Origin of the sequence: Pseudomonas linyingensis (assembly GCF_900109175.1) — a bacterium.
GTDB classification, from domain to species: Bacteria; Pseudomonadota; Gammaproteobacteria; order Pseudomonadales; family Pseudomonadaceae; genus Geopseudomonas; species Geopseudomonas linyingensis.
Map to the genome: position 1 here is coordinate 252,679 of NZ_FNZE01000002.1, position 19,894 is coordinate 272,572.

General features: G+C 69.3%; 16 protein-coding genes. 10 read left to right on the forward strand and 6 right to left on the reverse strand.

What is annotated here, in order from left to right; genetic code table 11:
• The first annotated feature begins 71 nt into the window (after window positions 1-71).
• Window positions 72-923, forward strand: a complete 852-nt coding sequence (gene hpaD, locus BMZ19_RS03595; protein ID WP_090306964.1) for a 3,4-dihydroxyphenylacetate 2,3-dioxygenase — start codon at window positions 72-74, stop codon at window positions 921-923.
• A gap of 48 nt (window positions 924-971) precedes the next feature.
• On the opposite strand, the gene BMZ19_RS03600 is transcribed toward hpaD, so the two are convergent.
• A complete protein-coding gene (locus tag BMZ19_RS03600; protein ID WP_090306967.1) occupies window positions 972-1,382 on the reverse strand; it encodes a YkgJ family cysteine cluster protein in 411 nt (136 codons plus the stop codon).
• A 185-nt stretch (window positions 1,383-1,567) separates the two neighbouring features.
• Between BMZ19_RS03600 and BMZ19_RS03605 the strand changes: the two genes are divergently transcribed.
• From BMZ19_RS03605 to bamE, 3 genes are all read left to right on the forward strand, one after another.
• The gene (locus BMZ19_RS03605; RefSeq protein ID WP_090306970.1) at window positions 1,568-2,575 is read left to right on the forward strand and encodes a class 1 fructose-bisphosphatase; all 1,008 of its coding nucleotides are present in this window, start codon (window positions 1,568-1,570) and stop codon (window positions 2,573-2,575) included.
• A gap of 3 nt (window positions 2,576-2,578) precedes the next feature.
• Window positions 2,579-3,181: a DUF924 family protein gene (locus tag BMZ19_RS03610; RefSeq protein WP_090307356.1), complete on the forward strand. Its 603-nt coding sequence runs from the start codon at window positions 2,579-2,581 to the stop codon at window positions 3,179-3,181.
• Window positions 3,182-3,252: 71 nt separating this feature from the next.
• Window positions 3,253-3,507, forward strand: a complete 255-nt coding sequence (gene bamE, locus BMZ19_RS03615; RefSeq protein WP_090306972.1) for an outer membrane protein assembly factor BamE domain-containing protein — start codon at window positions 3,253-3,255, stop codon at window positions 3,505-3,507.
• Window positions 3,508-3,554: 47 nt separating this feature from the next.
• On the opposite strand, the gene BMZ19_RS03620 is transcribed toward bamE, so the two are convergent.
• Window positions 3,555-3,986: a CBS domain-containing protein gene (locus tag BMZ19_RS03620; protein ID WP_090306976.1), complete on the reverse strand. Its 432-nt coding sequence runs from the start codon at window positions 3,984-3,986 to the stop codon at window positions 3,555-3,557.
• A gap of 283 nt (window positions 3,987-4,269) precedes the next feature.
• On the opposite strand from BMZ19_RS03620, the gene BMZ19_RS03625 reads away from it, so the two are divergent.
• Window positions 4,270-6,231, forward strand: a complete 1,962-nt coding sequence (locus BMZ19_RS03625; protein WP_090306979.1) for a PhoX family protein — start codon at window positions 4,270-4,272, stop codon at window positions 6,229-6,231.
• Between the two features lie 203 nt (window positions 6,232-6,434).
• On the opposite strand, the gene BMZ19_RS03630 is transcribed toward BMZ19_RS03625, so the two are convergent.
• From BMZ19_RS03630 to BMZ19_RS03640, 3 genes are all read right to left on the reverse strand, one after another.
• Complete coding sequence (locus tag BMZ19_RS03630) at window positions 6,435-7,832, reverse strand: sodium-dependent transporter (protein WP_090306982.1); 1,398 nt, start codon at window positions 7,830-7,832, stop codon at window positions 6,435-6,437.
• A gap of 65 nt (window positions 7,833-7,897) precedes the next feature.
• Window positions 7,898-8,941: a Glu/Leu/Phe/Val family dehydrogenase gene (locus BMZ19_RS03635; RefSeq protein WP_090306984.1), complete on the reverse strand. Its 1,044-nt coding sequence runs from the start codon at window positions 8,939-8,941 to the stop codon at window positions 7,898-7,900.
• A gap of 77 nt (window positions 8,942-9,018) precedes the next feature.
• Window positions 9,019-12,486 (reverse strand): indolepyruvate ferredoxin oxidoreductase family protein, encoded by a 3,468-nt coding sequence (locus BMZ19_RS03640; RefSeq protein ID WP_090306987.1) that lies wholly within the window; start codon window positions 12,484-12,486, stop codon window positions 9,019-9,021.
• Between the two features lie 197 nt (window positions 12,487-12,683).
• Between BMZ19_RS03640 and BMZ19_RS03645 the strand changes: the two genes are divergently transcribed.
• The 3 genes from BMZ19_RS03645 to BMZ19_RS03655 all read left to right on the forward strand — a co-directional run bounded on the left by BMZ19_RS03645 (window position 12,684) and on the right by BMZ19_RS03655 (window position 15,563).
• Window positions 12,684-13,151, forward strand: coding sequence for an Lrp/AsnC family transcriptional regulator (locus tag BMZ19_RS03645; protein WP_090306989.1), 468 nt, complete (start codon window positions 12,684-12,686; stop codon window positions 13,149-13,151).
• Between the two features lie 190 nt (window positions 13,152-13,341).
• The gene (locus BMZ19_RS03650; protein ID WP_090306993.1) at window positions 13,342-13,857 is read left to right on the forward strand and encodes an ATP-dependent zinc protease family protein; all 516 of its coding nucleotides are present in this window, start codon (window positions 13,342-13,344) and stop codon (window positions 13,855-13,857) included.
• 101 nt (window positions 13,858-13,958) lie between these two features.
• Entirely contained in the window at window positions 13,959-15,563 is a 1,605-nt protein-coding gene (locus BMZ19_RS03655) for an FMN-binding glutamate synthase family protein (protein WP_090307359.1), read from the forward strand.
• Between the two features lie 9 nt (window positions 15,564-15,572).
• On the opposite strand, the gene BMZ19_RS03660 is transcribed toward BMZ19_RS03655, so the two are convergent.
• Window positions 15,573-18,287 carry a cation-translocating P-type ATPase gene (locus BMZ19_RS03660; RefSeq protein WP_212633196.1) on the reverse strand — a complete coding sequence of 905 codons (2,715 nt, stop codon included), beginning with the start codon at window positions 18,285-18,287 and terminating at the stop codon, window positions 15,573-15,575.
• 188 nt (window positions 18,288-18,475) lie between these two features.
• On the opposite strand from BMZ19_RS03660, the gene pip reads away from it, so the two are divergent.
• On the forward strand, window positions 18,476-19,447 hold the full coding sequence (pip, locus tag BMZ19_RS03665) for a prolyl aminopeptidase (RefSeq protein WP_090306999.1): 972 nt from the start codon (window positions 18,476-18,478) through the stop codon (window positions 19,445-19,447).
• Entirely contained in the window at window positions 19,444-19,881 is a 438-nt protein-coding gene (gene dtd, locus BMZ19_RS03670; protein ID WP_090307001.1) for a D-aminoacyl-tRNA deacylase, read from the forward strand. Before pip ends, dtd begins: the two co-directional genes overlap by 4 nt.
• Window positions 19,882-19,894 lie beyond the last annotated feature (13 nt).

Consider the following 19,894-nt stretch of genomic DNA (forward strand, 5'->3'; position numbering starts at 1 on the left):
CAGTACGGATACTGGACTCACCAGGCGCCACCCGGCGCCAGTCCCCGAGACCACAACAAGAGGAAGCCGCCATGGGTGAAGTCGTTCTCGCCGCCAAGGTCACGCACGTGCCGTCGATGTTCATTTCCGAACAACCCGGCCCGCACCACGGCTGCCGCGCCGCCGCCATCGAGGGCCACCGCAAGCTGGGCGAGATGATCCGCGCCCTTGAGGTCGACACCATCGTGGTCGCCGACACCCACTGGCTGGTCAACGCCGGCTATCACCTCAACGCCAACAGTGACTGCTCGGGCCTGTACACCAGCACCGAGTTCCCGCACTTCATCCGCGACCTGCCCTACGACTACGTCGGCGACGCCGAGCTGGGCGATGCCATCGCCGCTGCGGCCTGCGCCAACGACGTGTTCACCCGCAGCCACACCGACGTGCCGTCGCTGGGCCTGCAGTACGGCACCCTGGTGCCGCTGCGCTACATGGGCATCGACAAGAGCATCAAGATCGTCTCGATCGCCGCCTGGCTGTATGACGCCCATCTGGAGGACTCGAAGACCATGGGCGAGTCGATCCGCCAGGCGGTGGAGCAGTCCGACCGCCGGGTGGCCTTTCTCGCCAGTGGTTCGCTGTCGCACCGCATCGCGCCGAACCGCGAGGTCAGCGACCACCTGCAGAGAATCAGCCGGCCGTTCAACAAGCAGGTCGACCTCAAGGTGATGGACATGTGGCAGCGCGGCGAGCACGCCGACTTCCTCGACATGCTGCCGCAGTACGCCCGCGACTGCGACGGCGAGGGGGGCATGCACGACACCGCGATGCTCTACGGCCTGCTCGGTTGGAAGGACTACCAGGGGAAAGCCGAGGTGCTCACCCCGTACTTCGAGAGCTCGGGCACCGGGCAGTGCAACGTGCTGTTCCCGCTGGCCTGACGCCCGATGGGAAAGACGAAGGGCGCCGAGTTGGCGCCCTTCTTCGTTTCAGCGGTTGTGCAGCGCCTTCTGCTGGTACGCGCAGTAGCCCGGCTTGGGGCCGATCTTCGGATGGTTGCGGCAGGTGTCCGGGCGGTTGGCGTAGACCGTGCACAGACGGGTCTTCTGGTCCAGGTACAGGCAGTCGCCGCTGGAGTGTTGCTCCAGGGTGAAGATGCCGGACTTCTGGTTGAAGCGGCCGACGATGCCTTCCTTGCTCAGGCGCTTGGCGATCTGCTTGGCCGGCTCGCCGGCCTCGAACTCGTCGATCACGCCGAGGCGGATCAGATCCTTGAGGCGCACCTCCACCGGCAGGCTGCAGCAGGTCGCGCGGCAGCTGTGGCACAGGTCGTTGCCGGTGAACTTGATCCAGGTTTCAGTGCGCTCGGGGTCGGCGCCGACCAGCAGGTGTTTGCTCATGGGGGTTCGCAGGGTGACAGGGCGGAAGGCGCGCGATGATAAGCAGTCGGCGGCGGCCTTGCAGCAGTTTTTACCGGCAGCCGGTCGGCTGGATGGCGGCGGATTGATGCGCGGCAGGAGGCGGCGGCGGCCGAGTCGGGTTAAAATGGCGCAATTTACCCCTCGCCCCACCTTCGGAGCCGTCCATGTCCCGCGTTACCCTCAGTCGCTACCTGATCGAAGAGACCCGCAGCAACCATACCCCGGCCGACCTGCGCTTCCTCATCGAAGTGGTGGCGCGCGCCTGCAAGGAGATCAGCCACGCGGTGTCCAAGGGCGCGCTGGGCGGCGTGTTGGGCAGCGCCGGTAGCGAGAACGTGCAGGGCGAGGTACAGAAGAAGCTCGACGTGCTGTCCAACGAGATCCTCCTCGAAGCCAACGAGTGGGGCGGCCACCTGGCCGGCATGGCCTCCGAGGAAATGGACAACGCCTACCAGATCCCCGGCAAGTATCCGAAGGGTGCCTACCTGCTGGTATTCGACCCGCTGGACGGCTCCAGCAACATCGACGTCAACGTTTCGGTCGGCACCATCTTCTCCGTGCTGCGCTGCCCGGACAACTGCGACAACAGCTGCGACCTCGGCGAGGAAGCCTTCCTGCAGCCGGGCACCCAGCAGGTGGCCGCCGGCTACGCCATCTACGGCCCGCAGACCATGCTGGTGCTGACCCTCGGCAACGGCGTCAAGGGCTTCACCCTCGACCGCGAGCTGGGCAGCTTCGTGCTCACCCATGAAGACATCCGCGTGCCGGAAAGCACCGCCGAATTCGCCATCAACATGTCCAACCAGCGCCACTGGGAAGCCCCGGTGCAGCGCTACGTCGGCGAGCTGCTGGCCGGCAAGGAAGGCCCGCTGGGCAAGAACTACAACATGCGCTGGATCGCCTCGATGGTGGCCGACGTGCACCGCATCCTCACCCGCGGCGGCGTGTTCATGTACCCGCGCGACGGTCGCGATCCGTCGATGCCCGGCAAGCTGCGCCTGATGTACGAGGCCAACCCGATGTCGATGATCATCGAGCAGGCCGGCGGCGCCGCCACCACCGGCACCCAGCGCATCCTCGACATCCAGCCGACCTCGCTGCACCAGCGCGTGCCGGTGTTCCTCGGCTCGAAGGAAGAAGTCGAGCGCATCACCGGCTACCACCAGGGCTGAGTGATGGCCGCGCCCTGGCAGCCGCTGCTCGACTGGTGGTTCGGCCCGTCGAGCGAGGCTGCCGAGGTGGCGGCGCAAAAGCATGGCCTGTGGTTCGCCAAGCGGACCACCCAGGACGCCGAAGCGCGCGAGCGCTTCGGCGTTTTTGTTGCTGCGGCGCTGGAGGGCGGTCTGGAGGGCTGGTGTGCCGAGCCGGACGGCTGGCTGGCGCTGCTCCTGCTGCTCGATCAGTTGCCGCGGATGATCCATCGCGATACGCCGCGTGCCTTCGCCGGCGATGCCCGCGCCCGCGAACTGGCGCTGGCAGGGCTCGCCGAGTGCCGCGAGGCGCAACTGCCGGCGATCCGCCGGGTGTTCGTCTATCTGGTCCTCGAGCACGCTGAAGACCTCGCCCTGCAGGACGAGGCGGTGCGCCGTTTCCGCCAGTTGCACGAGCAGGCCGCTCCCGCCGAGCTGGCCGCGTTCACCGGATTTCTCGACTATGCCGAGCGCCACCGCGCGGTGATTGCCCGTTTCGGCCGCTTTCCCCACCGCAACGCCATCCTCGGCCGCCCCTCGACGCCCGCGGAGCTGGCCTTTCTCGCGGAACCCGGCGCCCGCTTCTGACGTCCAATCGGCAGAGCGGCGGGCGCCACTGTGGCAAGCTGCGCCGCTCACTCGTCCACGGGAGTTCGTCCATGTCGTTTCGCTCTGCCCTCGTCCTGGGGGCCTGTCTGCTGCTGGCGGCCTGCAACAAGGTCAACCAGGAAAACTTCTCCAAGCTCAAGACCGGCATGAGCAAGACCGAGGTCGAGCAGATGCTCGGCGCACCGCGCGAGTGCGCCGGCGCCCTGGGCTTCACCAGCTGCACCTGGGGCGACGAGAAGACCTTCATCAGCATCCAGTTCGCCCAGGAGCAGGTGCTGATGTTCTCCGGCTCCGGACTCAAGTAGCCGTCGCTCGCTGCCGGCGGGCGGCGCCAGCCCCTCGCGCCGCTCGGCTAGCCGCGAATGTACTGCTCCAGTTGCTGGATCAGCTCGTCCTGTTCGGCGAGGGCTTCCTTGACCAGGTTGCCCACCGACAGCATGCCCAGCAGGCGCCCGTTGTCGATCACCGGCAGGTGGCGCAGGTGGCCGCGGCCCATCAGGCGCAGGCAGTCGCGACTGGTCTGCTCGGGGGTCACGCTGATCACCGGCGCGGACATCACCGCGCTGACCGGCGTGCCCACCGAGGAGCGTCCCTTGAGCACCATCTTGCGCGCGTAGTCGCGCTCGCTGAGGATACCGACCACCTGGTCCCCTTCGGTGACGATCAGCGCCCCGATATTCTTCTCCGCCATCAGCTGCAGGGCCTGCAACACCGTGGCCGTGGGCGCGATGGTGTAGATGTCCTGGTTCGGCTTGGCGCGGAGCATATGCGCAACGGTCTTCATGCTTCCTCCTGATCGGTTGTCCCTGGGCATGCCCGGCTGGGTTGTTATTGTTGAAGCACGTTTCTTGCCATGGCTTGCGGTGGCAAAGGGCGACAATGCGCAACGGCGCCATGGCCATGTTCTGGCGCGGTGCGCCATCACCAGTATTTAACCGATCCCGGCGGGCGACGCACCTGCCCAAGCGTTGCCGGATATGCCCGTCTTCACCGTTCTGTCACGCCGACGGCCTACAACACAGGGAATTGCCGCCCGCGGGCGGGCGTATCGATGGCAAGGAATCACCATGACTCAAGATCTCCAGCAGTTTCACGCGGCGCTGGCCGCCCCCGACGACCAGTCGATCAACCCCAGCGGCAATCCCGGTCTCGACCAACTGGTCGACCAGGGCCGGCGCACCCTGCTCAAGGGGGGCCTCGGCCTAGCGGCGCTGAGCCTGTTCGGCGGTGTGCTCGGCAGCCGCGAGCTGTTCGCCGCGCCGCCGCAGTTGCTCGGCTTCACGGGCGTGCCGGTGCAGACCGCCGCCGACTTCGACCGGGTGCTGGTGCAGCCGGGCTACACGGCGCGGCCGTTCTTCTCCTGGGGCGACGCGGTGCTGGCCGATGCGCCGGCCTGGAATCCCGATGCCAGCGATGACTGGCAGGCGCAGCTGAGGCAGGCCGGCGACAACCACGACGGCATGCACTTCTTCCCCTTTGCGGAGGCGCCGGACAGTCACGGCCTGCTGGTGATCAACCACGAGTACGTCAACCCGACCCTGCACCCCGGCGGCATGACCTTCGTCGATGGCAGGCGCCCGCTGGCCGAGGTGAAGAAGGAGCAGGCGGCCCACGGGGTCAGCGTCATCGAGGTGCGCAAGGACGCCGCCGGCCACTGGCAGCGGGTGCTGCCCTCGCGCTGGAACCGGCGCATCTCGGCGCAGACGCCGATGGCCATCGGCGGCCCGCTGGCCGGCCACGCGCTGATGAAGACCGCTAGCGATCCGGCCGGGCGCGAGGTGCTCGGCACCCTCAACAACTGCTCGATGGGCGTCACCCCCTGGGGCACCTATCTGGCCTGCGAGGAGAACTGGCCCCACTATTTCGTCAACCGCGACGCGCAGGACTGGGAAGCGCGCGTGGCGCACAAGCGCTACGGCGTCGGCAACGGCGAGCGCAGCAAGTACTACGCCTGGGAAACCGCCGACCCGCGCTTCGACGCCACCCCCGACGCCGGCCAGCCCCACGGCGGCCAGGTCAACGAGCCCAACCGTTTCGGCTGGGTGGTGGAGATCGACCCCTTCGACCCGGACAGCCAGCCGGTCAAGCGCACCGCCTTCGGCCGCTTCAGCCGCGAGTGCGCAGTGCTGTCGCTGGGCGCCGACGGGCGCATGGCCTTCTACTCCGGCGACGACGCCAAGGGCGAGTATGTCTACAAGCTCGTCCCGGCCGGGCGCTTCGATGCGGCCAACCCCGGGGCCAGCCGCGACCTGCTCGACGAGGGCACCCTGTACGTCGCCCGCTTCGACGCTGATGGCAGCGGCCGCTGGCTGGCGCTGGTGCACGGGCAGAACGGTCTGACCGCGGAAAACGGCTTCGCCAGCCAGGCCGAGGTGCTGGTCAACGCCCGCGCCGCGGCGGATCGGGTCGGCGCCACGCCGATGGACCGTCCGGAGTGGGTCGCAGTGCATCCCGTGAGCCGCGAGGTCTACGTCACCCTGACCAACAACGACGGCCGCGGCGAGCAGCAGCCGCTGGATTCCGCCAACCCGCGGCGCGAGAACCTGCACGGGCAGATCCTGCGCTGGAACGAGAAGGACGGCGATCCGGCCGCCAGCGAGTTCCGCTGGGAGCTGTTCCTCCTCGCCGGCGAGCAGCCGGGGGCGAAGGATCCGCAGGGCCAGGCGGTGCCGGCCCATCTGACCGGCACCATCAACGGCGACATCTTCTCCTCGCCGGACGGCCTGGCCTTCGACGGGGCCGGCCGGCTGTGGATCCAGACCGACTACGCCGACGATGAGCCGGCGATGCAGGCGATGGGCTGCAACCAGCTGCTCTGCGCCGATCCGCTGAGCCGCGAGGTGCGCCGCTTCCTGGTCGGCCCGCGCGGCTGCGAGATCACCGGCATCACCTGGAGCCCGGACTACCGGGCGATGTGGATCAACGTGCAGCACCCGGCGCTGAGCTACCCGGCCAGCGACGGCCAGACCCGCGCCCGCTCGACCACGGTGCTGGTGACCCGCGACGACGGCGGGGTGATCGGCGCCTGAAACAAAATGGGGCGTGCCGCGCCTGCGCGCGACCCGCCCCGGGTGCTTGATCAAGCCGGCGTAGAACCGGCTTACGATCTCGCGAGCTAGAGCCAGGCAAGGCGAAATCGGTTGAGGAAGCGGAGTTTGCTTCCTGCAAATGAGCATTCCGAAACCGATTTCAACGCAGCATGGCCGACGCGCAGCAGATCGTCAGCCGGTTCTCAGAACAGGCCGAGGCTGTGCAGAAACATCAGCGCAATCGCCAGCGGGGTGATCCAGCGAATCGCCAGCCACCACAGGCCGAAGCCGCCGTTCTGCTCGAGGCCGAGGGCCTGCGCGGCGATGGCGCGCTGCAGCGCCCAGCCGGTGAACAGCACGGTGAGCAGGCCGCCGAGCGGCATCATCAGGTTGCTGGTCAGGAAGTCCAGGCCGTCGAAGAAGGTCTTGCCGAACAGGGTGACCTCGCTCCAGGCGTTGAACGACAGCACCGAGCCGAGGCTCAGCACCCACACCGTCGCGCCGCTGAGCAGCACCGCCTTGACCCGGCTCATGCCGAAGCGCTCGCCCAGCCAGGCGATGGCCGGCTCGATCAGCGAGATGGTCGAGGTCAGCGCGGCTAGCGCCAGCATGATGAAGAACAGGCCGCCGACCAGCGCGCCCAGCGGCATCTGGCCGAAGGCGATCGGCAGAGTGACGAAGATCAGCCCCGGGCCGGAACCCGGCTCCAGGCCGTTGGCGAACACCAGCGGGAAGATCGCCAGGCCGGCGAGCAGGGCCACCGCGGTGTCGGCCAGCGCGACCATCAGCGAGGTGCGCACGATCGAGGTGCCGGCAGGCAGGTAGGAGCCGTAGGCCATCATCGCGCCGCTGGCCAGGCTGAGAGTGAAGAAGGCATGGCCGAGGGCCATCAGCACGCCCTTGCCGGTGAGCTTGCTGAAGTCGGGGGCGAACAGGAATTCCACCGCCTGCATGAAGTGCCCGGTGGTGGCGGCGTAGCCGACCATCACCAGCAGCAGGATGAACAGCCCCGGCATCATGAAGCGCAGCGCGCGCTCCAGCCCGTCGCGCACGCCGAAAGCGACGATGCCCAGGGTCACCAGCAGCACCAGACTGCCGTAGGCGGTCAGCTTCCACGGATCGGCGAGCAGGGTGTTGAACAGCGCGCCGCTGCTCTCGCCATTCAGGCCGGCGAAGCTGCCGCTCAGCGCCGCGGGGGTGTAGGCCAGCGTCCAGCCGGCGATCACCGCATAGAAGCTGAGGATCAGGAAGCCGGTGAGCACCGCCATGCTGCCGAGGCGCCGCCAGTGCCGGCTGGCGCCGGCCTCGCGGGCCACCGCGGCGATGGCGCCCTCGGGGTTGGCGCGGCCGCGCCGTCCGATCATGAACTCGGCCATCAGCAGCGGGATGCCGATGGCCAGGATGCAGGCCAGGTAGACCAGCACGAAGGCGCCGCCGCCGTTCTGCCCGGTGATGTAGGGAAACTTCCAGATGTTGCCCAGACCGACCGCCGAACCGGTGGCGGCGAGGAAGAATACCCAGCGCGACGACCACAGGCCGCGACCGGCCGCGCTGCGGGTGGAGCCGGCGATGGCGCCGGCGGCGATGCTCTCTTGACTCATGGGGCTTGCCCTCATTGTTGTTGTAGTAGGTCAGCAGGAGGGGGCGGGCGAGCGCCCCCGGTGGATCAGCGGCCGGCCTGCAGGCGCTCGCGCGCCAGGCGGTCGGCAATGCTGGTGGTGGTGGCGCCCTCGGCGTCGGCGCGGGCGAAGATCTCCGCGAGGGTCGCGCTGATGCCGTCGAGGTGCGCCCTGAGCTGGGCGGGCGTGGCGTCGCCGCGCTGCAGGGCGACGTCGATGATGCCGCCGGCGTTGATCGCGTAGTCCGGTGCGTACAGGCAGCCGCGCTGGCGCAGTTCCTCGCCCAGTTCCGGGCTGGCCAGCTGGTTGTTGGCGGCGCCGGCGATCACCGGCGCGCGCAGCGCCTCGAGGCTGTCCCGGTTGATGATCGCGCCGAGGGCGCAGGGGGCGAACACGTCGACGTCGAGTCCGTAGATGTCCTGCTGGCGCACGGCGTGGGCGCCCAGCTCGCTGACCGCGCGCTGTACGTTGGCATCGACGATGTCGGTGACGAACAGCTCGGCGCCGGCCGCGTGCAGGTGGCGGGCGAGGCCGAGGCCGACCTGGCCGACGCCCTGGATCGCTACCTTCAGACCCCTGATGTCGTCGCGGCCGAGGCGGTGGCGCACCGCGGCCTGCAGGCCGACGAACACCCCGTAGGCGGTGGACGGCGACGGATCGCCGTTGAAGCCTTCGCGCGCCTCGGCGCCGGCCACGTGGCGGGTGCGCCGGGCCATCAGCTGCATCTCGGCCACCCCGGTGCCGGAGTCGGCGGCGCTGATGTAGCGCCCGCCGAGGCTGTCGATCAGCGCGCCCATCGCTTCGAACAGCGCCGCGCTCTTGCCGCGGTGCGGGTCGCCGATGATCACCGCCTTGCCGCCGCCCAGTGGCAGGTTGGCCAGCGCCGACTTGTAGGTCATGCCGCGCGACAGGCGCAGCACGTCGCGCAGCGCTTCCTCGTCGCTGGCGTAGGACCACATGCGGCAGCCGCCGAGGGCCGGACCCAGGGTGGTGTCGTGGATGGCGATGATGGCCTTGAGGCCGCTGGCCTGGTCGTGGCCGAAGACGACCTTCTCGTGCTGGTCGAACTCGCAGTGGGAAAACACGGACATCGGGGCACCTCGGGTTTCTTGTTGTTGGGGTTCGCCCCTCTGCCGTGCGGCGGCGAGGGGCTGGGCAGAGGGAAAGGTCAGACGGCCGGCTCGCACAGCTGCACCACCGGGATCGTCCGGGCGCACAGCCGCTCGCGCAGCGCCGCGGCCTGCTCGCGCACCTTGGCCAGCGCGCGCTCCTTGACGTGACCGTAGCCGCGGAGCTCTCCGGGCAGTTCGGCCAGCGCCACGGCGCTGGCGTAGTTGCCGGGGCTTAGGGCGCCGAGCAGCAGGGCGACGTCCTGCTCGTACTCGCCGATCAGCGCGCGCTCCAGACGCCGCTCGGCGCTGTGGCCGAACGGATCGAGGACGCTGCCGCGCAGGAACTTGCCGCGCGCCAGCACGGCGAAGGCCTTGAGCAGCCACGGGCCGAATTCGCGCTTGCGCGGCTCGCCGGTGGTGGGATCGGTCTTGCACAGCCAGGACGGCGCCAGGTGGAACTGCAGGCGGTAGTCGCCCTGGAACTGCGCCTCGAGCTGGCGCTGGAACTCGCCGTCGCTGTACAGCCGGGCCACCTCGTACTCGTCCTTGTAGGCCATGAGCTTGAAGTAGCTGCGCGCCACCGCCTGGCTGAGGCGCTGCGCCGGATCGCGGTCGGCCTGGCGCACCCGCTCGACCAGCGCGCGGTAGCGCTGCGCGTAGGCGGCGTCCTGGTAGGCGGTCAGGCGCGCCACGCGGTCGGCAACCAGCTCGTCGAGGGTCTGGCTGCGCGGCGCCTCGGCGACCTTGGGCGCGGCCAGCTTTTCCACCGCGGCCAGATCGAAGGCGGCGCGGCGCCCCCACAGGAAGGCCTGCTGGTTGAGTGCCACCGCCACGCCGTTGAGCTCGATGGCCTTGGCGATGGCCTCGGCGGACACTGGCACCAGGCCCTTCTGCCAGGCGAAGCCGAGCATGAACAGATTGCTGGCGATGCTGTCGCCGAGCAGTGCGGTGGCCAGGCGGGTGGCGTCGACGAAATGGGTCTTGGCCGCGCCGACCGCCTCGACCAGCGCCTCGTGCATCGCCTGCCCCGGCACCTCGGCGTCCGGATTGCGGGTGAATTCGGCGGTGGCCGCCTCATGGCTGTTGATCACCGCATGGGCGATCTTGTCGTTCAGCTTGGCCAGCGCTTCCTCGCTGGCGGCCACCACCAGGTCGCAGCCGAGCAGCAGGTCGGTCTCGCCGGCGGCGATGCGCACCGCGTAGATGTCGTCCTGTTTGGCGGCAATGCGGATGTGGCTGATCACCGGGCCGAACTTCTGCGCCAGGCCCGCCTGGTCGAGCACCGTGCAGCCCTTGCCCTCCAGATGCGCGGCCATGCCGAGCAGGGCGCCGACGGTGGTCACGCCGCTGCCGCCGACACCGGGCAGGAGGATATTCCACGGCCGCGCGAGATCCGGCTGCTGCGGCTCCGGCAGTTCGGCGAAGGCGGCGTTGCGGCCTTGGGCCTCGGGCTGGCGCAGCTCGCCGCCGTGCACGGTGACGAAGCTCGGGCAGAAGCCCTCGACGCAGCTGAAGTCCTTGTTGCAGGCGTTCTGGTCGATCTGCCGCTTGCGCCCCAGTTCGGTCTCCAGTGGCAGCACCGACAGGCAGTTGGACTTCACGCTGCAGTCGCCGCAGCCCTCGCACACCGCCGGGTTGATGAAGGCGCGCTTCTGCGGGTCGACCAGCTTGCCGCGCTTGCGCCGGCGGCGCTTCTCGGTGGCGCAGGTCTGGTCGTAGAGGATCACCGATACGCCCTTGAATTCGCGCAGCTCGCGCTGCACGGCGTCCAGCTCGCGGCGGTGGTGGAAGCTGACGTTGGGCGCGAAGCCGGCGCGGCTCGGGTACTTGTCCGGCTCGTCGCTGACCAGGGCGATGCGCTTCACACCCTCGGCGAACACCTGCTGGCTGAGCTGGTCGATGCGCAGTTCGCCGTCGATCGGCTGGCCGCCGGTCATCGCCACCGCGTCGTTGTAGAGGATCTTGTAGGTGATGTTGACCCCGGCAGCGACCGCGGCGCGCAGGGCCAGCTGGCCGGAGTGGAAGTAGGTGCCGTCGCCGAGGTTCTGGAACACGTGCGGAGTGTCGGTGAACGGCGCCTGGCCGATCCAGGTGGCGCCTTCGCCGCCCATCTGGGTGAAGGTGTCGGTATTGCGGTCCATCCACTGGGTCATGTAGTGGCAGCCGATGCCGCCGAGGGCGCGGCTGCCCTCGGGCAACTTGGTCGAGCTGTTGTGCGGACAGCCGGAGCAGAAGTGCGGGGTGCGCGCGGTGTGGTGCTTGGGCGCGGCCAGCGCGGCTTCCTTGGCGGCGAGGAAGGCCAGGCGCTCGTCGATGCTGGCGCTGGAGTAGATCGGCGCCAGGCGTTTGGCGATCACCCGGGCGATCATCGCCGGGGTCAGCTCGGCCAGGTTGGGCAGCAGGGAGGCGCCCTGCTCGTCGAACTCGCCGACCACCCGCGGACGCTTGTCCACCGGCCAGTTGTACAGCTGGCCGGTGAGCTGGTCCTCGAGGATGCTGCGTTTCTCCTCGACCACCAGGATCTCGTCGAGGCCCTCGGCGAAGGCGTGCACCGACACCGGCTCCAGCGGCCAGCTCATGCCGACCTTGAGCACGCGCAGGCCGACCTTGGCGCACAGCGCCTCGTCGAGGCCGAGGTCGTCGAGGGCCTGGCGCACGTCCAGATACGACTTGCCGGTGGTGATGATGCCCAGGCGCGGGTTTGGCGAGTCGAGCATCACCTGGTTGAGGTTGTTGGCGCGGGCGAAGGCGCGCGCGGCGTAGATCTTGTAGGTGTTGAGGCGCTTTTCCTGCACCAGCGGCGGGTCGGGCCAGCGGATGTGCACGCCATCTTCCGGCAGGACGAAGTCCTCGGGGAGCTTGACCTCGACGCGCAGCGGGTCGACCTCGACCACCGCGGAGGAATCGACGTTCTCGGCGATGGTCTTCAGCGCCACCCAGCAGCCGCTGTAGCGCGACAGCTCCCAGCCGAGGATGCCGTAGTCGAGGATTTCCTGGACGTTGGCCGGATTGAGCACCGGGATCGAGGCGGCGATGAAGGCGTGCTCGCTCTGGTGGGCGATGCTCGAGGACTTGCAGCCGTGGTCGTCGCCGGCCAGCAGCAGCACGCCGCCGTGCGGGGAGACGCCGGCCGAGTTGCCGTGCTTGAACACGTCGCCGCAGCGATCCACGCCCGGGCCCTTGCCGTACCACATGGCGAACACGCCGTCGTAGCGCGCGCCGGGGAACAGGCTGGTCTGCTGGCTGCCCCACACTGCGGTGGCGGCCAGCTCCTCGTTGACGCCGGGCTGGAAGTGGATGTGGTTGTCCCTGAGGTACTGCTTGGCTTCCCACAGGCTCTTGTCGAGGTTGCCCAGCGGCGAGCCGCGGTAACCGGAGATGAAGCAGGCGGTATTCAGACCGTGGGCGGCGTCGCGCTGCTTCTGCAGCATCGGCAGGCGGGTCAGCGCCTGGGTGCCGGTCAGGTAGAGGTGACCGGTGGCAAGGCGGTACTTGTCGTCCAGACGGATCTCGGCCAGAGACATGGGGCGCTCCTTTTATTCTTATGGCGAGCGAAGCGGCGCCGGTGGGCGCCGCGGTCGGCCTGTCCGCGGGATCGCCGCGGCAGACAGTGTGGACAAGAATATGCGGCAGGCGTGACGGCATTTTCTTTCTATTTTTCCGCTCCGGCCGCCATAATTCGCATGAATTTTTCCATAAGAAATCCAAAAGAGAAAAAATCATGCAAACCCCGCTGAGCCCCCTCGACCGGCGGATTCTCCGCCTGCTGCAGCACGACGCCGACCTGTCGGCGGCGGAGATCGCCGAGAAGGTCGAGCTGTCGCAGTCGCCGTGCTGGCGGCGCATCCATCGCCTGCAGGAGGAGGGGCTGATCGAGCGCAAGGTCGCCCTGCTCGATCGCCGCAAGCTCGGCCTGGCCATGGTGGTGTTCGTCAGCATCAAGCTGTCGGCGCACGGGCGGCGCAATCTGGAAGCCTTCGAGGCGGACGTGGTCGGCTATCCGGAGGTGCTGGAGTGCTACACCATGGCGGGTTCATCCGACTACCTGCTCAAGGTGGTGGCCCGCGACATCGCCGGCTACGAGCGCTTCCTGCGCGACCACCTGCTGCAGAACCCGCTGGTGCAGGAGGCTCACTCGCACATCACCATGAGCGAGGTGAAGCGCACCACCGAGCTGCCGCTGGACTGAGGGTTGCCGTGGGGGACGTTCGTCGGGGAAGGTGTCATGCGTCGCGCCGGGCTGGCCGCGCCGGCGGGGGGTGGCTATCCTGCCCGTCCCCGGATGCTTCCGGGGGCTTCTTTCACCCCTGCCGGTGTGAGTTCTGGCCCGTGTGCCAGGCGCTGCCGGCCGCTGTAAACGAAGAGACGCTGTTCCCCTCATGAAAGCTTCCCTGATCGCCCTGTTCTCCGGCCTGTCGCTGCTGGCGGCCCAGGCCATGGCCGACACCAAGCAGGTCTACGGCCTGCACGAGAAAGCCCTGCTCCCCGAACTGGACCTGACGTTGCCGGCCAAGCTGGACACCGGCGCCGTCACCGCCTCGCTGAGTGCCCGCAATATCGAGACCTTCAAGCGCGACGGCGCACGCTGGGTGCGCTTCCAGCTGGCCGCCGACGGCCACGAGCCGCGCACCCTGGTGCGCCCGCTGGTGCGCATCAGCCAGATCAAGCGCCGCGCCGGCGACATGACGCCCGGCGATACCGCGGCCTACACCGCCCGCCCGGTGATCGAGATGCCGGTGTGCCTGGGCGACAGCGTGCAGCACATCGAGGTCAACCTCACCGATCGCAGCGCCTTCGACTTCCCGCTGCTGATCGGTTCGACCGCGCTCGGCGAGTTCGATGCGCTGGTTGATCCGAGCCGCTCCTACGCCCACGGCCGGCCGGGCTGCGCCTGAGGCACAGGCCTCTTCGGTTGCGGCGCTGGGTCAATGCCGGCGCCGCGCGGCTCGGGTAGAGTGGCCGGCCGACCCGTGAGGAGATGCCCGGAGCCATGTGGATGAACCTGTCGCTGCTCAGCCGTTACGCCTTCTTCGCCGCCTGCGTGCTGCTCACCCTGGTCAGCCTGCCGTGGCTGGCCGAGCTCTGGCCGCTGACCCTGCTGTGCGGGGCGCTGAGCCTCATCGGGGTCAATGACCTGCGCCAGAGCCGCCACGCGGTGCGGCGCAACTACCCGATCCTCGGCAACATCCGCTACCTGGTGGAGTTCGTGCGCCCGGAGATCCGCCAGTACCTGCTGGAGGGCGACAACGAGCGCCTGCCATTCTCCCGCGCGCAGCGCTCGCTGGTCTACGCGCGGGCCAAGAACGAGGGCGCCGACAAGCCGTTCGGCACCCTCAGCGACGTTGGTGCGACCGGCTTCGAGTTCATCGGCCACTCCATGCTGCCGGCCGCGCATGCCGATCCGGCGACCTTCCGCGTCGACATCGGCGGCCCGCAGTGCCGCCAGCCGTACTCGGCGTCGATCTTCAACATCTCGGCGATGAGTTTCGGCTCGCTGAGCGCCAACGCCATCCGCGCGCTGAACCAGGGCGCGGCGCTCGGCGGCTTCGCCCACGACACCGGCGAGGGCAGCATCAGCGCCTACCATCGCGAGCACCGCGGCGATCTGATCTGGGAGCTGGGCAGCGGCTATTTCGGCTGCCGCACGGCGGACGGCCGCTTCGACCCGCAGCGCTTCGCCGTGCAGGCCAACGACCCGCAGGTGAAGATGATCGAGGTCAAGCTCAGCCAGGGCGCCAAGCCGGGCCATGGCGGCATCCTGCCCCGCCACAAGGTGACGCCCGAGATCGCCGCCACCCGCGGCGTGCCGCTGGGCGAGGACTGCATCTCGCCGGCGCGGCACAGCGAGTTCGCCACCCCGGTGGAGCTGCTCGAATTCCTCGCCCGCCTGCGCGAGCTGTCCGGCGGCAAGCCGGTCGGCTTCAAGTTCTGCCTGGGCCACCCGTGGGAGTTCATGGCCATCGCCAAGGCGATGCTCAGGACCGGCATCCTCCCCGACTTCATCGTGGTCGACGGCAAGGAGGGCGGCACCGGCGCGGCGCCGGTGGAATTCACCGACCACATCGGCGTGCCTCTGCGCGAGGGCCTGCTGTTCGTGCACAACACCCTGGTCGGTCTGAACCTGCGCGACAAGATCCGCATCGGCGCCAGCGGCAAGATCGTCAGCGCCTTCGACATCGCCAGCGTGCTGGCCATCGGCGCCGACTGGGCCAACTCGGCGCGCGGCTTCATGTTCGCCATCGGCTGTATCCAGTCGCAGTCATGCCATACCAACAAGTGCCCGACCGGGGTGGCCACCCAGGACCCGCTGCGCCAGCGCGCCCTGGTGGTGACGGACAAGGCGGCGCGGGTGCACAGCTTCCACCGCAACACCCTCAAGGCGCTGGCCGAGATGATCGCCGCCGCCGGCCTCGAGCATCCCTCCCGACTAGAGCCGCGCCATCTGGCCCTGCGCGTGTCGCCCAGCGAGCTCAGCCTGTTCTCGCAGAGGCACGTCTATCTCAAGCCCGGCGAGCTGCTCGGCGGGCAGATCGAGGGCGAGTTCTACGCGCGCATGTGGCGCATGGCGCAGGCGGACAGCTTTGCCCCGGCGGGTGCCTGAGCACGCCGCTCAGCCGCCGTCTGCCACGGGCGCCGCGTCGCGTCTGCGGCGCCGGCGCATCCAGCCCTTGCGCGCCTCCTCGAGCAGCAGCAGGCCCAGGGCGAACGGCAGCATCGCCAGCCAGGCCTCGGCCGGCAGGGCGGCGGTGCCGAACAGGGACTGGCCGAGCGGCGTATAGATGATCGCGGCGATCAGCAGCAGTTCGCAGGCGATGCCCCACAGCAGCAGCGGGTTGCCGCCCAACGGATTGCCGTCCACGCCGCTCTTCAGCAGCGACTCGGTGGGGCTGCGGCAGGCCAGCAGGTTGGCCACCTGCATCACCACGATGGCGGCCAGGCAGGCGCCGGTGGCCTGCAGGTACAGCGGGTCGAGGCGTGGCAGCGGCGTGCCGTACTCCCACCCGCCCCAGGCCAGCACCAGGAAGAACAGGCTCATGCCGGCCAGCGCCTCTAGCGGGCCGAGGAACAGGTAGGCGCGCGCCAGCAGCGGCCAGGACAGCAGGCGCTCGGCGCGTGGCCTGGGCGGGCGCTGCATGCATTGTGGGTCGGGCCGCTCGGCGCCGAGGGCCAGCGCCGGCAGCATGTCGGTGCCCAGATCGACGGCGAGGATCTGGATGATGGTCAGCGGCAGCGGGATGGGCAGCACGACGAAGGCCAGGTAGGGCACCAGTTCTGGGATGTTGGAGCTGAGGATGTAGGTGAGGAACTTGCGGATGTTGGCGTACACCGCGCGGCCTTCCTCTACCGCCTTGACGATGCTGGCGAAGTTGTCGTCGAGCAGCACCATGTCCGCCGCCTCGCGGGCCACGTCGGTGCCGCCGATGCCCATGGCGATGCCGATGTCGGCGCGCTTGAGCGCCGGCGCGTCGTTGACCCCGTCGCCGGTGACCGCCACCACTTGGCCCTTGCGCTGCAACGCCTCGACCACCAGCAGCTTCTGGTCGGCGGTGACCCGGGCGAACAGCACCTCCGGGGCGTCGAGGGCGAACTGCAGCTGGCTCTCGGAGAGGTGGCGCAGGTCGTCGCCGCTGATCACCCGCGGCGCCGCGCCGGTCACCAGGCCGATCTCGCGGGCGATGGCGCTGGCGGTCACCGGGTGGTCGCCGGTGAGCATGATCACCTGGATACCGGCCCCGCGGCAGCGGCGGATCGCCTCCGGCACCTCGGCGCGCGGCGGGTCCTCGATGCCGACCAGGCCGGCGTGGATCAGCTCGCTTTCCAGCTCGACGCGCAGTGCCTCGCCGCCCACCCGACGCCAGGCCAGTGCCAGCACGCGCAGGCCGCGCGCGGCCATGTCCTCCTGGGCCTGGCGCAGGCGCTCGCGCTGCGCCTCGTCGAGCGGCTGCACCCCATCGGCAGTCAGCGCCTGGCTGCATAGCGGCAGCAGCACTTCCGGGGCGCCCTTGCAGTAGAGCAGGCGACCCTCGGCCAGGTCGTGCACGGTGGACATGCGCCGGCGCGTGGTGTCGAAGGCAAACTCGTGGATGCGGGTGGCGTGGCCGGCGTCGTCGCGCGCCTGGCGGCCCAGCTCGACCAGGGCGACTTCCATCGGGTCGCCGAGCACGCTCAGTCGCGAGCCTTCCGAGACTTCGCGCAGGCTGTGGCAGTGGCGGGCGACGTCGAGCAGCGGGCGGCAGCGCTCGAGGCGGTCGCTCGGCAGCGGCAGGTCGAGCGCTTCGCCGGCGACGAACAGCTGGCGCACGGTCATGTGGTTGAGGGTCAGGGTGCCGGTCTTGTCGGTGCAGATCACCGTGGCCGCGCCGAGCGCCTCGACCGCCGGCAGGTGGCGGATCAGCGCGTTCTGCCGGGCCATGCGCTGGGTGGCCATGGCCAGCGCCAGGGTCACGCTGGGCAGCAGGCCCTCGGGGACGTTGGCGACGATGATGCCGATGGCGAAGATCAGGTTGCCCCAGAGCGGCAGGCCCAGCGCCTGGCCGAGCAGGAAGAACAGCACGCCGATGGCCATCGCCAGCAGCGCCAGCTGGCGCGACAGGTGGATGATCTCGCGCTGCAGGGGCGAGTGGCCATCGCTGCCGGTCTGGGTCAGACGGGCGATTTTGCCGAACTCGGTGTGCATGCCGGTGGCGAACACCAGGGCGCGGCCATGACCGGCTACCGCCGTGGTACCGGCCAGCAGCAGGTTGGGTGCGCTCAGCCGATCGGCGGCCTCGCTGGCCTCGGGCGTGCGTGTCTGTGCCAGCGACTCGCCGGTCAGGGTGGCCAGGCTGACGCGCAGGCCGTCGGCCTCGAGCAGCCGGCAGTCGGCCGGCACGCTGTCGCCTTCCTGCACCAGCACCACGTCGCCGGGCACCAGTTGCTCGGCGTGCAGGCGGGTGGCGCGGCCGTCGCGCAGCACGGTGACCTGCTGCGGCAGCAGGCGGGTCAGCGCCGCCATCGCCCGTTCGGCGCGGTAGGCCTGCCAGAAGGAGAAACTGCCGTTGATGAGGATGACGCCGACGATGGCCGCGCCGAGGGTGGCCATGCCCTGGCCGGGGTCGTGGTATTCGGCGAAGAACGCCATGGCCGCCGCCAGCCACAGCACCAGGGCGAAGAAGTGCACGAACTCGCGGGCGAGCTGCCGCCACAGCGGCTCGCCACGAATCCGCTCGATGCGGTTGAGACCGTACTCGTTGCGCCGGCGCTCGGCTTCGGCCGAAGTCAGGCCGCCGCTGCTGCTGTGCAGGCTGGCGAGGGCGTCGCGGGGGACGAGCTGGGCGATGCGCACGATCGGGATCCCGAGGCGGCGGTCCGGACGCAACCGCTCTGGATTCACCATAGGCGCTGGGCTGCACGCCGCAAGTACGGAGCCCGGGCAAACAGATGATTCGCGGCATGCCGCAACGCGCCATTCCTCGCTATGATCCCCTCCACCACGGCAGGACGGATGGTCCTGTGTCAGCCTCGGAGGCCTGCATGCACACCCTGTATCCGGAGATCAAACCCTACGCCCGCCACCAGCTGGCGGTGGACCATCCGCACGAGCTGTACGTCGACGAGAGCGGCACGCCGGACGGCTTGCCGGTGCTGTTCGTCCACGGCGGGCCGGGCGCCGGCTGCGATGCGGCCAGCCGCCGCTGGTTCGATCCGACCATCTATCGCATCGTCACCTTCGACCAGCGCGGCTGCGGCCGCTCGACCCCGCACGCCAGTCTCGACCGCAACACCACCTGGGATCTGGTGGCGGACATGGAACGCATCCGCGAGCACCTGGGCATCGACAAGTGGGTGCTGTTCGGCGGCTCCTGGGGCTCGACCCTGTCGCTGGCCTACGCGCAGACCCATCCCGAGCGCGTGCACGCGCTGATCCTGCGCGGCATCTTCCTCTGTCGCCCCCAGGAGATCCGCTGGTTCTACCAGGAGGGCGCCAGCCGCCTGTTCCCTGACTACTGGGAGGACTATCTGGCGCCGATCCCCCAGGAGGAGCGCCACGATCTGGTCGACGCCTTCTACCGCCGCCTCGCCGGCGCGGACCAGATCGCGCAGATGCACGCGGCCAAGGCCTGGTCGATCTGGGAGGGGCGCACCGCCACCCTGCGCCCCAACGGCCATGTGGTCGAGCGTTTCTCCGAGCCGCAGCGCGCGCTGTCGATCGCCCGCATCGAGTGCCACTACTTCATCAACAATGCCTTTCTCGAGGAAGACCAGCTGCTGCGCGACATGCACAAGATCGCCCACATTCCCGGGGTGATCGTCCACGGCCGCTACGACGTGGTCTGTCCGCTGGACAACGCCTGGGCGCTGCACCAGGCCTGGCCGAACTGCGAGCTGAACATCATCCGTGACGCCGGCCACGCCGCCGGCGAGCCGGGCATCACCGACGCGCTGGTGCGCGCCACCGGCGAGGTGGCCCGACGCCTGCTCGACCTGCCGGAGGGCCACGCGTGAAGGCATTGCTGCAACGGGTGCGCGGCGCGCGGGTGGAGGTGGCCGGCGAGGTGGTCGGCGCCATCGACCAGGGTCTGCTGGTGCTGGTTGGCGTCGAGCCGCAGGACGACGAGGCGAGCGCCGACAAGCTGCTGCACAAGCTGCTCAACTACCGGGTGTTCAGTGACGCCGAAGGCAAGATGAACCTGTCGCTCAAGGACGTCGACGGCGGCCTGCTGCTGGTCTCGCAGTTCACCCTCGCCGCCGATACGAAGAGCGGCCTGCGGCCGAGCTTCTCCAGCGCAGCAAAGCCGGCGCAGGGCGCGGCGCTGTTCGACTACCTGCTGGCGCGCGCCGGTGCGCAGCACGCCCAAGTGGCCAGCGGGCGCTTCGGCGCCGACATGCAGGTGCATCTGGTGAATGACGGGCCGGTGACCTTCCTGCTCGAGGTCTGAGTCGCAGCCTGCG

Coding starts and splice junctions, on each gene's coding strand:
- hpaD (WP_090306964.1), top strand. CDS start 72: ATGGGTGAAGTCGTTCTCGCCGCCAAGGTCACGCACGTGCCGTCGATG.
- BMZ19_RS03655 (WP_090307359.1), top strand. CDS start 13,959: ATGAACCTGTCGCTGCTCAGCCGTTACGCCTTCTTCGCCGCCTGCGTG.
- BMZ19_RS03645 (WP_090306989.1), top strand. CDS start 12,684: ATGCAAACCCCGCTGAGCCCCCTCGACCGGCGGATTCTCCGCCTGCTG.
- BMZ19_RS03610 (WP_090307356.1), top strand. CDS start 2,579: ATGGCCGCGCCCTGGCAGCCGCTGCTCGACTGGTGGTTCGGCCCGTCG.
- bamE (WP_090306972.1), top strand. CDS start 3,253: ATGTCGTTTCGCTCTGCCCTCGTCCTGGGGGCCTGTCTGCTGCTGGCG.
- pip (WP_090306999.1), top strand. CDS start 18,476: ATGCACACCCTGTATCCGGAGATCAAACCCTACGCCCGCCACCAGCTG.
- BMZ19_RS03635 (WP_090306984.1), bottom strand. CDS start 8,941: ATGTCCGTGTTTTCCCACTGCGAGTTCGACCAGCACGAGAAGGTCGTC.
- BMZ19_RS03620 (WP_090306976.1), bottom strand. CDS start 3,986: ATGAAGACCGTTGCGCATATGCTCCGCGCCAAGCCGAACCAGGACATC.
- BMZ19_RS03640 (WP_090306987.1), bottom strand. CDS start 12,486: ATGTCTCTGGCCGAGATCCGTCTGGACGACAAGTACCGCCTTGCCACC.
- BMZ19_RS03625 (WP_090306979.1), top strand. CDS start 4,270: ATGACTCAAGATCTCCAGCAGTTTCACGCGGCGCTGGCCGCCCCCGAC.
- BMZ19_RS03600 (WP_090306967.1), bottom strand. CDS start 1,382: ATGAGCAAACACCTGCTGGTCGGCGCCGACCCCGAGCGCACTGAAACC.
- BMZ19_RS03605 (WP_090306970.1), top strand. CDS start 1,568: ATGTCCCGCGTTACCCTCAGTCGCTACCTGATCGAAGAGACCCGCAGC.
- BMZ19_RS03630 (WP_090306982.1), bottom strand. CDS start 7,832: ATGAGTCAAGAGAGCATCGCCGCCGGCGCCATCGCCGGCTCCACCCGC.
- BMZ19_RS03650 (WP_090306993.1), top strand. CDS start 13,342: ATGAAAGCTTCCCTGATCGCCCTGTTCTCCGGCCTGTCGCTGCTGGCG.